The organism is Bartonella krasnovii, assembly GCF_003606345.3.
GTDB lineage: Bacteria > Pseudomonadota > Alphaproteobacteria > Rhizobiales > Rhizobiaceae > Bartonella > Bartonella krasnovii.
Map to the genome: position 1 here is coordinate 1,160,176 of NZ_CP031844.2, position 13,197 is coordinate 1,173,372.

At 35.4% G+C, this 13,197-nt stretch carries 12 protein-coding genes; 6 read left to right on the forward strand and 6 right to left on the reverse strand.

Translation table 11 applies throughout. The features are described 5' to 3' along the window. Positions 1-26: 26 nt before the first annotated feature. The 4 genes from D1092_RS05030 (at position 27) to parE (ending at position 4,515) form a co-directional block, all read left to right on the forward strand. The gene (locus D1092_RS05030; RefSeq protein WP_120122444.1) at positions 27-653 is read left to right on the forward strand and encodes a LemA family protein; all 627 of its coding nucleotides are present in this window, start codon (positions 27-29) and stop codon (positions 651-653) included. Continuing rightward, positions 653-1,507, forward strand: coding sequence for a TPM domain-containing protein (locus D1092_RS05035; protein ID WP_120122445.1), 855 nt, complete (start codon positions 653-655; stop codon positions 1,505-1,507). The genes D1092_RS05030 and D1092_RS05035 overlap by 1 nt, the downstream gene beginning before the upstream one ends. Positions 1,508-1,629: 122 nt before the next feature. Then, positions 1,630-2,367, forward strand: coding sequence for a lipoyl(octanoyl) transferase LipB (gene lipB, locus D1092_RS05040; protein WP_120122446.1), 738 nt, complete (start codon positions 1,630-1,632; stop codon positions 2,365-2,367). 81 nt (positions 2,368-2,448) lie between these two features. Continuing rightward, positions 2,449-4,515, forward strand: coding sequence for a DNA topoisomerase IV subunit B (gene parE / locus D1092_RS05045; RefSeq protein ID WP_120122447.1), 2,067 nt, complete (start codon positions 2,449-2,451; stop codon positions 4,513-4,515). Positions 4,516-4,533: 18 nt separating this feature from the next. On the opposite strand, the gene recJ is transcribed toward parE, so the two are convergent. Further along, positions 4,534-6,318 carry a single-stranded-DNA-specific exonuclease RecJ gene (gene recJ / locus D1092_RS05050; protein ID WP_120122448.1) on the reverse strand — a complete coding sequence of 595 codons (1,785 nt, stop codon included), beginning with the start codon at positions 6,316-6,318 and terminating at the stop codon, positions 4,534-4,536. Positions 6,319-6,615: 297 nt separating this feature from the next. On the opposite strand from recJ, the gene rplM reads away from it, so the two are divergent. Continuing rightward, positions 6,616-7,080 carry a 50S ribosomal protein L13 gene (gene rplM, locus D1092_RS05055; RefSeq protein ID WP_120122449.1) on the forward strand — a complete coding sequence of 155 codons (465 nt, stop codon included), beginning with the start codon at positions 6,616-6,618 and terminating at the stop codon, positions 7,078-7,080. A 2-nt stretch (positions 7,081-7,082) separates the two neighbouring features. Beyond that, positions 7,083-7,568 (forward strand): 30S ribosomal protein S9, encoded by a 486-nt coding sequence (rpsI, locus tag D1092_RS05060; RefSeq protein WP_120122450.1) that lies wholly within the window; start codon positions 7,083-7,085, stop codon positions 7,566-7,568. A 296-nt stretch (positions 7,569-7,864) separates the two neighbouring features. Here the strand turns inward: rpsI and D1092_RS05065 are convergent, their stop codons facing one another. From D1092_RS05065 to D1092_RS10025, 5 genes are all read right to left on the reverse strand, one after another. Beyond that, positions 7,865-8,230, reverse strand: a complete 366-nt coding sequence (locus tag D1092_RS05065) for a response regulator (protein WP_005773308.1) — start codon at positions 8,228-8,230, stop codon at positions 7,865-7,867. Between the two features lie 553 nt (positions 8,231-8,783). Next, on the reverse strand, positions 8,784-9,146 hold the full coding sequence (locus D1092_RS05070) for a hypothetical protein (RefSeq protein ID WP_120122452.1): 363 nt from the start codon (positions 9,144-9,146) through the stop codon (positions 8,784-8,786). A 1,870-nt stretch (positions 9,147-11,016) separates the two neighbouring features. Further along, a complete protein-coding gene (locus tag D1092_RS05075) occupies positions 11,017-11,805 on the reverse strand; it encodes an ABC-2 family transporter protein (protein ID WP_120122453.1) in 789 nt (262 codons plus the stop codon). Then, positions 11,789-12,523, reverse strand: a complete 735-nt coding sequence (locus D1092_RS05080) for an ABC-2 family transporter protein (RefSeq protein WP_120122791.1) — start codon at positions 12,521-12,523, stop codon at positions 11,789-11,791. The genes D1092_RS05075 and D1092_RS05080 overlap by 17 nt, the downstream gene beginning before the upstream one ends. A gap of 64 nt (positions 12,524-12,587) precedes the next feature. Further along, positions 12,588-13,154 (reverse strand): hypothetical protein, encoded by a 567-nt coding sequence (locus D1092_RS10025; protein WP_277623126.1) that lies wholly within the window; start codon positions 13,152-13,154, stop codon positions 12,588-12,590. Between the last annotated feature and the right edge of the window lie 43 nt (positions 13,155-13,197).

A 13,197-nucleotide genomic window follows, 5' to 3' on the forward strand; every position in this document is an offset into this window, starting at 1 on the left:
TATAAAATATCTATGGAGACATCTTTATGTTAAATGTACAAACTTCTTCAATGTTTAAAAGATTAAAACAATTTTCAATCGCTATTTTTTTGGCAGGGTTAATACCATTTCTAAGTGGTTGCGGATTTAATACAATACCAACAAATGAAGAAAAAGCACACGCAGCATGGAGTGAAGTGCTCAATCAATATCAACGCCGTACAGATCTCATCCCCAATCTTGTAGAAACAGTTAAAGCTTACGCAGCCCATGAACAAAGCGTTTTCACAAATGTCATTGAAGCACGTGCCAAAGCAACACAAATCAACATTAATGCAGATATGTTGAATAATCCGGAAATTATGCAGCAATATCTCAAAAATCAAGCAAATTTATCAAGTGCACTTTCGCGGCTTATGGCAGTTGTCGAAAACTATCCGGATCTTAAAGCAAACCAGAACTTTCTTGCTCTTCAATCACAACTAGAAGGAACTGAAAACCGTATCTCCGTTGCGCGCCGCGATTACATCGAAACAGTTCGTGCCTACAATACAGCTCTCAAAACAATGCCGACAATGATTTGGGCAAAGTTATGGTTTCGTGATGCTAAACCGATGCCAACTTTTACTATCGATACGGATAGTCAACAAACTCCAAAGGTTAATTTTAATTAATGAAATCATTTCAACACGCTATAAAACGTCGTTTTTTTCGACATTTATGGATTCCTTTGAGCATTCTATACTTGATCATTGCATGGGGGAATGTCTCTTACGCATACACTAAATTCCCTCCCTTAACCGGCTATATCAACGATATAGCTCATTTACTTGACCATGCAACAAAGATAAATTTAACGGAAAAACTTGCTACACTCGAAGAAAAAACAGGAGATCAAATTGTTCTTGTAACGCTTCCTACTCTTTCGGGCAATGATATAGAAACTTACAGTAATTCTCTTTTTCGTACATGGAAGTTAGGCCAAAAACAAATCAATAACGGTGTATTAATCGTCATTGCACCCAATGAACGTGAAGCACGTATTGAGGTAGGCTATGGTCTGGAAGGCGAACTAACAGATGCTATGTCCTCTGTCATCATTAATAGCTTCATGATTCCTAATTTTCGTGAAGGAAATTATCAAAAAGGAATTGTTGAATCAGTTCATGCAATTATTAAAGTGATCACACAAAGTGATGCCGATTTTTCTTATCGAATCAAACAAAAAGCTAAAGCTGTTGAAGAACAACGTAAACAAACTGCAAAAGAAGAAATGATTATAAATACAATTATGTTTTTCATTCTCTTTATAGCAATGGGGTTGCCCGTTCTTGCCATGATTTTTGGTCAGAAAGTAGGTCCACAAAAGTATCTTTGGATGGGTATTGTCTTCACACCTTGGTTTTTAAACTTAAATACGAGGGGTAGAGACTCTGGTGGAATATTTGGTGGGCATTCATCAGGAAGAGGAGGATTCAGAGGTGGTGGTGGTTCATCAGGTGGTGGTGGTGCAACAGGAAGGTGGTAAAAAAACATAACACCTTTTTTAAATAAAATTCATTGCATTTCTCATAAAATGTCCCTTAATCTTACGTTTTTGTTATTTTTCTAATTACAATATAAACTCAAACATTAAGATAAATATTGCCAATGACATTTGAATTGAAACATAGAGATCGTCGTCACTTATCGCATCACTTTAATGCAATTCTAGGAAATCCACCCGTTGAATGGAAAATAAGTGACCATTTGGTTGAATATCCTGAAGCACTGCGTTATATGCGGGAGCGTGTGGAAAAAATTCTTGCAAAAACCGCCCATGAACAAGTTTGGCTACTTGAACACCCTGCCCTTTATACAGCGGGTACGAGTGCAAATAAAAAGGATCTTTTAGCACCTCATTTATTTCCTGTTTATGAAGCAGGACGTGGAGGTGAATTTACTTACCACGGTCCAGGGCAGCGTATTGCTTATATTATGCTTGATCTTAAACGCCGAAAACAAGACATTCGTGCTTTCATTAGTGCATTAGAAGAATGGATCATACAGATGCTTGCAAGCTTTAATATTAAAGGTGAACGCAGAGAAGATCGCGTTGGTGTCTGGGTTAAACAGCCTCATGGCTCATCAAAACACAATGATCTTTCTTCCGAAGATAAAATTGCGGCGATTGGCATTCGAGTGCGCAAATGGATAAGTTTTCATGGTGTTTCTATCAATGTTAATCCTAATTTAGCCCATTACTCAGGAATTGTTCCTTGTGGAATTACAAACCACGGTGTAACAAGCTTTCTTGATCTAGGATACCCTGTAACAATGCATGATATTGATATTGCTCTCAAACAGGCTTTTGAACAAATTTTTGGTCCAACAATTGATGTTTCCTAACTGCATTGATTTTTAAATAAAAAACAGGCATAAAATTTGTTTTAATAAATATTTTATTTATGAGGTAAATAGTTAAACGCTATGAGCGATAACAACAAGGATCTTTTTAGTACTTTAAATAAAACCCAATCTAGGGTAAATACAAAAGAAAGCACTCTGCAATCTCCAATGAAATCAAAAGAAATTATTTCAAAAAAAAGTGCAAAAAGTACGCAAGAAGACGACTATAATGCCCTCTCTATTCGCGTGCTTGAGGGCTTAGAACCTGTACGTTTACGCCCTGGAATGTATATTGGTGGAACAGACAGTAAAGCACTTCACCATTTATTTGCTGAAATTATTGATAATGCGATGGATGAAGCTGTTGCTGGTTATGCAGACTCCATTGAGGTCTCATTAGATAGGGACGGCTACATCACCGTTACAGATAACGGACGCGGTATTCCTGTCGAGAATCATCCTCAAATGCCTGACAAATCAACTCTAGAAGTTATTATGACACAACTCCACTCCGGAGGAAAATTTGATGGCAAAGCATATCAAACCGCGGGCGGGCTTCATGGAGTAGGAATTTCTGTCGTCAATGCTCTGTCAGATGATATGGAAGTTGAAGTTGCACGAGAACGAAAACTTTACCGTCAACGCTTCTCACGCGGTATTCCCCAATCTGGATTGGAAGATTTGGGAGATGTTTATAATCGCCGTGGTACACGTGTTCGTTTTCATCCTGATTTTGAAATTTTTGGTGAAAAAGTAGCTTTTGATCCGGAAAAAATTTATCAGATGGCACGCTCTAAAGCCTATCTTTTTGGCGGTGTAAAAATTCGCTGGACTTGTGATCCCGTCATACTTGAAGGCGTAAAAAATATTCCTGAAAAGGCTATTTTTCATTTTCCCAATGGGCTTAAAGACTATTTACTTGCGTCATTAAAAGATGAATATCGCGTCACATCAGAAATTTTTTCTGGAAAAACACAACAAAACAATGGTCATGGCTGTGTTGAATGGGCCATCGCTTGGCATGGCGGAGATCCTTGTGTGCAATCTTATTGCAATACTATTCCCACCGGAGAAGGTGGAACACACGAAACAGGACTGCGTCAAGCTCTTTTGCGTGGCTTAAAATCTTATGCTGAGTTAACAGGAAACAAGCGCGCAGCAATCATTACATCAGACGATATTATGATTTCAACAGCTGCAATACTTTCAGTTTTCATCAAAAATCCTGAGTTCGTTGGACAAACAAAAGATCGATTAGCAACAATCGAAGCGCAACGTATCGTTGAAAATGCAATCCGCGATCCTTTTGATCATTGGTTAGCAAATTCCCCCCAAGAAGCAACGAAACTTCTTGATTGGGTTATTGAACGTGCTGAAGAACGTGTTAGACGACGTCAAGATAGAGAAATAAGTCGAAAAACAGCTGTCCGTAAATTACGTCTTCCTGGTAAGCTTGCAGATTGTAGCCAAAACCATGCTACAGGTGCTGAATTATTCATTGTTGAGGGAGATTCTGCAGGGGGTTCTGCTAAACAAGCAAGAAATAGAGCAAACCAAGCAATTTTACCTCTTCGTGGTAAAATCCTCAATGTTGCCAGTGCAGCCCATGAAAAAATGAACTCAAGCCAAACAATTAGCGATCTTATCCTAGCTCTTGGATGTGGAACACGCTCTAAATATCGTGAAAAAGATCTCAGATATGAACGTATTATCATCATGACAGATGCAGATGTTGACGGTGCTCATATTGCATCACTGCTCATTACCTTCTTTTTTCAAGAAATGCCTGATCTCATTCATCAGGGACATTTATATCTCGCCGTTCCTCCCCTTTATAGAATATCGCAAGGAGGAAAAGTTGCTTATGCACGTGATGACATCCATAAGGATGAATTGCTTAAAACTGAATTTACAGGAAAAGCTAAAATTGAAATCGGGCGTTTTAAAGGGCTGGGTGAAATGCGCGCGGAACAACTTAAAGAAACAACGATGCATCCTCAAAAACGTACATTGCTTCGTATTTCTATTGATGCCGTTGAAATAGAAGAAACAAAAAAGACCGTAGATAATCTCATGGGAACAAAACCAGAAGCACGATTTCGTTTCATACAAGAAAACTCTACTTTTGCTTCCAATTTAGATATCTAATATAAAAAAATATCTCTTTTAAACTATTGCAGCAGCGTCAATCACACGCAGTTGTGGATTGATCGTCCCATTCCAATAGTTCAAACTAAGATGACCAGCTAAATGAATCATTTCACCAATATTTCTTGACAGAAAATCACCAAGCGATGTCCCTACAGCACGAAAAGCTATACCTTGCAGTTTTTTACCTTCCACATTAGATACAATGAGGCGCAAGTGTCCTTTACCAACTTCAGATAGGTTCATTAATCGATGAGAGGGAAGAACAAAAACAGGTGTTGCATTCCCTGTCCCAAAAGGCCCAGCCTTTTCAAGCAACTCAAATAGTGCTTGATTAACACCAGAAGCAGAAAGAGAACCATCTATACTAAGAGACTTTTTTGCATGTAATTGTGAAACCATAACAGAAACTTTTTCTTCTAGCCATTTTCGAAAGCTTTCAATTTTTGTTGATTGAATTGTAATGCCCGCTGCCATACTATGTCCCCCTCCTTTTTCTAATAAATTGAGTGTAACAGCCTCACGAACGAGTGCCCCTAAATCTATGCCGCTAATTGAGCGTCCCGACCCTACGCCATTTCCATCTTCTTTCAATGCAATAGCAAAAACAGGACAAAAAAAACGCTCTTTGAGGCGGGAAGCAAGAATACCGATAATCCCCGGATGCCATTCTTTATGGGAAATGACAAGTGATAATGGTGTCTCTTGATCTTGATAAAGAGAAGCAATATAAGATTCCGCCTGTGCTAATTGAATGTTCTCCATTTCTTGGCGTTCCTGATTAAGTTGATTTAATTGTTCTGCTATTCTGTCCGCCTCATCTTTATCCTCACAACTGAGCAAACGTGCCCCCAAAGCTTGGTCGCCAATACGTCCTCCTGCATTAATTCTAGGACCTAACAAAAAACCTAAATGAAAACTATTAAGCGGCTCGCCTATCCGTGCAACCTTTGTTAAAGCTGCTATCCCAGGATTATGCATAGAGCGAGCAACTTGAAGTCCTTTCATCACAAAAGCACGGTTAACCCCCTGTAATGGAACAACATCACATATGGTTGCCAAGGCAACAAGATCAAGCATACTGAGAAGATCAGGCAACGGTCCTTCAAATTGTTTTTTTCGTAACAAATGATGAACCCAAGCTAACGTAACAAAGACAACACCCGCCGCACATAAATGCCCTTGTCCAGAAAAATCATCAGGGCGATTAGGATTGACAAGAGCAACGGCTTCTTGATGAACCTCTGACATTTGATGATGATCTAAAATTACAACATCAGCACCTGCAAGTCTTGCTGCTTTGATGGCTTCTGAACTGTTCGCCCCACAATCAACCGTAATAATTAAACGGGCACCTTCTTGCACAAGCATCCTCATTGCTTGTTCATTTGGCCCATAGCCTTCAACAATACGATCAGGAATATAAATTTTGACTTCAATCCCAAAATAGCGAAAAAAACGTGCTATGAGTGCTGATGCGCAAGCGCCATCAACATCATAATCACCAAAAACAGCAACCTGTTCTTGATTAAGAAGAGCCTTAATAATACGCTCTGTCGCGCATTGCATATCAACAAAACTTTCTGGATCAGGCATGAGCGTACGCAGCGTTGGATTAATAAAAGCAACAGCTTCAGTTTCATCCACATCTCTTGCCGAGAGAACACGAGACAATTGATCTGGAAAACCAAATTTTTGAGAAATAGCGCGCGCATTATTGATCCCTTGAATATCAAGAGCATCTAACCAAGCCTGACCACAAGCAGAAGATTCAACATTGAGAAAATAACGAGAGCGCTGCATTACTGCTTATGTTATAATGAAGGCGAATAAAATACAATCACGCGTTCAAGATAAAGCACTCTTTTGCCCCATTCATCCTCAATAAAGTGTACATAAGCGCTTTTCTAATAAGTGGTATCAAGATACCTCATTAATAACGCACTGTTTTATAAAGTTTTTATTTTCTCTTGACGTAAATCAAAAGACATTATATCAGAGAAAATAATACGCGTTAAATACTTCGCTGTACTAACAATTTTCAACGCAAACAATGAAAATGCCCTCATACTACAAGGGCTTCAATTAAAGGATACTTCTATGGCAACTTTTTCACAAAAGCCAACTGAAGTGGTGAAAAAATGGGTTATTATTGACGCAGAAAACCTTGTTTTAGGTCGTCTTGCCACATTTGTTGCGAACCGCTTACGTGGCAAACATAAAGCTACATTTACGCCACATGTTGATGATGGAGACAACGTCATTGTCATCAATGCCGATAAAATAGCTCTTACTGGTAAAAAATATACAGATAAAAAATATTATTGGCATACCGGCTATATTGGTGGAATCAAAGAACGTACAGCGCGTCAGCTTCTTGAAGGACGTTTTCCCGAACGCGTTATTGAAAAAGCTGTAGAGCGTATGATTCCGCGTGGTCCCCTTGGTCGCCGTCAATTGAAGAATCTCCGTGTTTATGCTGGAAGCCAACATCCACATGAAGCACAACAGCCCGAGTCTCTTGACCTTAGTGCTTTAAACCGCAAAAACAAAAGGATTGCTTGATTATGGCTGAAATTAATTCTCTTGCTGAGCTCAGTGTCGTAACAAATACTGTAGAAACTCATGAAAATGTCGCTCCCATCCATGTACAAAAGCTTGATTCACAAGGGCGTGCCTATGCAACAGGAAAACGTAAAGATGCTGTTGCTCGTGTATGGATTAAACCAGGTTCTGGAAAAATTACCATTAACAACAAAGAATTTGACAAATATTTTGCTCGTCCTGTTTTGAGAATGATTCTTCGTCAACCAATTGTTGCAACAAATAGGGAGACCCAATTTGATATTATTGCAACCGTTGCAGGTGGTGGCCTTTCTGGACAAGCTGGTGCAGTACGCCATGGTATTTCAAAAGCTTTAACCTATTACGAACCAGAACTTCGCCCAATTTTGAAAAAAGGGGGATTCCTTACCCGCGATAGTCGTGTCGTTGAACGTAAAAAATACGGTAAAGCAAAAGCGCGTCGTTCTTTCCAGTTTTCGAAACGTTAATTTCAATATTTGTGCAATATATGGAGCCCCGTTTTCATCGGGGCTTTTTTCGCCCTGCTAAAACAGATTTTTAGATAAATGTAGGAATAAATCTATACCGCTTAGAAGAAAACAAGAGCAAAAAACAACCACTTCTCTTAAGACAAAAACTAAAAAATCAAAATTTTCTTTCAATTTTTCAAGTCTGTTTTGATAACTTAAATATATCTACCTGCTAAAATACAAAAATACGTGCACGATAACTTTAGCAACTCATACGCTTTTCAACGTCTTTTTCTATCAGCACTTTAAAAACTCTAGTCCACAAAATGCTTTACCATTGTGATAAAATGGGGGACAGAAATAGGCTTTGACATATATTCTTCACATCCACTGGCACGAATTCGTTCCTCATCTCCCTTCATAGCAAAAGCTGTTACAGCAACAACAGGGATTGATCTCAGTTCCTCATCTTCTTTTAATTGTTTAATAACATCTATTCCAGAGACCTCTGGCAACTGAATATCCACAAGGATAAGAGATGGCATCGATGAACGCGCTAAATCTAATGCCATAAGACCATTACGTGTTTCAACCGTTTCATAGCCACTCGCTTCTACAAGATCACGGAATAACTTCATATTAAGCTCATTATCTTCCACGATCATGACTTTCTTTGACATTCGTATAACTCCGCCCTTCTCAGATAAAATAAAGAAATAGAAATGAATCCACATTCTCTTTGTTTAAGATAAAATGATAAAAAAAATTGTAAACTACAAAGAGACAAAAAGCTTCCAATAAAAGAGTTTTTACGAATATTTGTAAGACGCATCACTATGATTTTTCAGTTTATCAGAATGAAAATTCACAATAACCATGATTATATTGCTCTGTATTTTTTAGTAGATACACAAAGTTTATGGATATCTCAATTAAAGCAGATGATAACCCTGTTACTTTTGCAAAAAGATATATATTTTTATCATAGAAAAAATATCAACTACAAACTTAGTTCAAATGCATATTTTGAAGAGAAAAAAATTAATTAGCTGTTAAAAGCAGCTGATTATTTAAATTTAATCCCCTTTACACTGCTATCATACAAACAATATCTTAATGATATAAAAGGATAAATTTATCAATATCATTAAACATAAAAAATAAATAAACCGTGATTAGACATCACGGTCTATTTAATAAAAAACATTTAATAACAGAATAATTTAAAGCTCATCAAGGATTAAGAGCCCATGCACTATGAGCAATAGCATCAAACGCTCTTCCACCTGTCGCTCTATTAGCGCTCGGTGGCTTTCTCGTAAAGAAATATACAAGATATGCGATTAAACCAAAAAGCGCGGCCTCCATTCCCATTAAAGCTACAACTTTTTGGATATTTTTTTCAGCACCTTGTCCTCCAAATTGATTCATAATCATATTAATAGCTTTAGTAACCCCATTTTCTTGTGTCATTACAGAAATGAAACCAGTATTTTGAAATCGATCATTTAAAGAATCGGCATTAGCACCCAAAACCTGTGAAAAGAAAATAGCCATTGCAACAACATACAATATACAATGCTTAAATATTTTCATCATAACCACCTATATACCATTTAATAAAATAAATTATCTTTACTGTATCCTCTAAACAAAAAACTCCGCATCATCTATTGATAATGTCTATTTATCTTCTGAGAAGAAGAGTATAATACAAAATATTAATAATAAGTTTATTTTAATTATTGTTTTATATTATATAATATTTATAATTAACACAATACATATTTATTTGCCATTGTCAATTATTTAATTTGTGTTTTAATATAATATAGTTAAAATATTATATTGTTGTTTTTTGTTGCACATAATATTTTTTAATATAGAACAATAATTTTTTTATTTATAAAAAATATTTTACTGAAATATTCTAATATAATAATTTTTCTTATTATAGATTGAAAAGAAATAAGCAAATCGCGTAAAACTTAGCGCACACACAAGCTTAGCTCTTTGATTGGAAAAGCTAAAGGAACAAGATGAGAGATGACATTGATAAACACGCCAACTTTAATCCATAAAGCCATTAAAACGTTTCAACAATTTTACGACATTTTGTTTCTACAGGATTACGGAATAACCCTAATTTGAGTTTATTATTTTCCATTATTATGCTTTTGATATCGATATAACTTCATCCTTCTCAAATAAAAGAGAGAAATAGATAATAAATACACACACTCTCCACTCAAGATAAAACGATAAAAAAATCAATAACACCTAATAGAAGCATTTTCTCGTAAATATTTGTAATGCTCAGCATTATGTTTCTTCAGTTTATAACAACAAAATCCACTATAGATGTAAAATTGTTATCGTATATTTTTAGGTAAATATGCAAAATTTATGGTTCCCAATGAATCCATATTTTTATCGTAGAAAAGCTATCAATCATAAAATTTAACTCAAATGTGCACATTGAAAAAGAAAAAACTTAAGTAACTTTGATATACATAGAGTTTTTTGATTTGTAAGCAACCGGTAGTTTATATGCTAATCAAAATTTATTCTTATGTTCTCTTAAACGTTTTTATTATACATCAATATGAGCTATGTAATAATAAATCAAAAAAGAGCTTACTATATAATTTAAAATAAAACTTCAGAATGAATCACACACTATCCATACACTGTTAAAAGCAAAAGTAGTCATAATACTGGAAAATAGAAAGCTCATTATAAATACTCATATTGCCACGGTATTTATTTTTTCCTTATATAATTTTTAAAAATTTTAGTAAAAAAATATAAATGATACGCGAAAAAATTCTCAATCTTTTCAAGATTTATATCTAAAATCACACCATTTTAATACTAACCATTAAAATTATATGATCATTTATTTTACAACATAACATGAAAGCATTATTTTTGTTTAGTAAAAAAGAAACTGTCTAGATTTATTTTTCTATTTATTTCTTTAGTAAAAATTAAAAACATAATTTTATTATTTATTACTGTAATCTATATATTAACAATAAAAAATAAATAACAATTATCGATTTTTTTATAAAGTTATTTTTACTATAAAATTCATGAAATGATGACTCACCTCAATAAGTTTTTATCCTTCTCTTGGTTTACAAAAAACACTAGAAATACATTTTTATGACGTTATTGAATCAATCTTGTTACAATTCATCGTCTTACCATTCGTTTTTGGCATCAAACTGCCATCTAACTCAAATAAAATTGATCTGAAATCAAGCCATTATCTCTGGCTTCTGTTCTCCCTTACTAACAGCTGTGAGAACATGCCAATATTACTCATCAATATATTTAACAAAAAAACACCGCTGTATAAATTTTATAGGCCTTATAGCGTCGGCATAAATAACAATATTTTACAGCACAATAAAATTATTCGCTCAATTTTTTATTTTTATACATCAGGCAGACTTTTGCATTATCCCCCTAATCCATTAAATTTACGCATTGTTTTCTTATAGACCATAAAAGTCATGGCAATAGAAAGAAAAGTGCTCAACAGAAGATATCCGATATTCCATTCATTTTTACCAAAAAGGAATGATACAGGAAGGGAAGCAGAAAAAGCTAGAGGCAGCAAAAACAGCAGCCATTTCACAAGATTTAAGGGATAGATTGCTATGGGGATAAAGGAAAGTTGGTAAAGCATTGCATGAAAATAAGCGACAGGCATCTTACGGTTGGTCATGAATGTTATAAAGTTGAACATCATGAAAAAGCACATGTTTACGATAAAGGCACAACCAATTGCAATGATAAAGGAAAACCATTTCAGCTTTATTTCCGACATATCTGGTAGAGAGACAAATGAATAAGCACTCACACCAACAATCGAAAATTTGATCAGATAAAGAGGTCTGCACCAGCCAAGCAAGATTAACAGCCAAATTGAAACAGGCTTTGTCAAATAGCCCTCAATTTTACCTTCTGCTACTTTTTCAAAAAATGTTTCAATAGAACTGGTAAAAATATTCAAAAATATTCCAAGTAAAATGAAGACAACAAAGATAAAATGAATTTCATCTCTGCTATAGCTCCCAATATTTCCTGAAAAGCAAGAAATTCTGTCAATAAAGGTGAATTGAATAAAATAATAGCACAGAGAAAGAATAAATTCTCCAATGAAGTTTTTACCGTAAACAAGTTGTCGGCGCATATTCATACCGATAAAATAAAGAATTATTTTCATCTCATCCCCCTGCTCCATGATACGCTTTCATTCCTTTTTTCCAGACAAGATGAATAAAAAATAAAAGACACAAAATATAAAAAGTACTCCCCAACATAAATTGTTGAAACACAGCTAGTTTTTTTGTGGAGAGGAATTCAGCAGGGGCTGATATGATGAAACGATAAGGATTAAACTGCATCAATGGAATAAGCCATGTTGGCCAAAAAGAGGGAGGTAAAAGGGTACCGCCAAGAAGTGCTGAACTGAGAATACTAAAAGAGAGCAAGATATTGTATTCAATCACCCAGAAACTCAATAAGGCAATGGCAAAGGAGAGAAAAAAACACAGCAATTGTGAGAGAACAAAAATGAGAAAAAATAACAGAAAAGCTATGATCAATCCTAAAATATTTTCATAGGATAAAATAAGCTTTATAGTAAAAAGAGCGATTAAAGGAATGGTATAGAGCACACTCTCACCCAAAAAGGGCAACAGCATTTGTGTCATGTAACTGAATGGTTTGGTGAGATAGACTTCTAATTGACCTTCTTTCACATGTTTAGAGAAAGATTGAATAATTCCATAACCATTATTTAAGCGTGAGAATACTAAGGCAAAGGCGTAATAATACATCATATCATGAAAGCCAAAACCGTTTATGTTGTCGCCCGTATCAGAAAAAAGTGCATTCCACAACAGAAGTTGAATCATGAAAGGCGAGAGCGTCCCCATGACAAAATCAGTAAAAAACATTGCTCTGTCACTGAGGATGGTGAGCAGTCCGTTTTTGGCAAAGAGAAACAGAGCAAAGCAATGGTTAGATAAATTCTTTAAATTTAACACGGAGCATCTCTTCAAGTGAGGGAGTGAATACAGAAAACGGACAGTTAAGTTCTGTTACGATTTCTCTTATGAAACGTGAAACATCTTCATGCAACAGTGAAATCTCGAGTGTACATTTTTCATTGTTAAAGTGTTTCTCTTGTAAAGGAGCAGACAATTTTATGGCGAGTTCATCAATATTTTTTATAAGGGTTGAGGGTGTTGGCAAATGTTCACAAAAAACAGTTATTCTCACACAAGAAGGGATCATCTCTTTAAGCCTATCCATAGTGCCATGAAACTGCTTCTTTCCTTTATGCAAAAGAATAATATCATCAACATAGCCATCAATATCTCCCATATCATGACTGGTGATGATATATCCTAAACCTTGCTCTCTTTTTAGTTTTTTAAGCAGCTCTCTGATTTCATGTTTGGAGGTAATATCAAGACCAATGGTTGGTTCATCTAAAAACAACAGCTTAGGTCTAAAGGACAAATTAAACGCCAATTCACTTTTTACTCTCTCACCAAGGCTTAGCATACGCACGGGTTTATCCATGATATGCTCAATGTCTAATAACTCTGTGATTTCTTTAAGATCA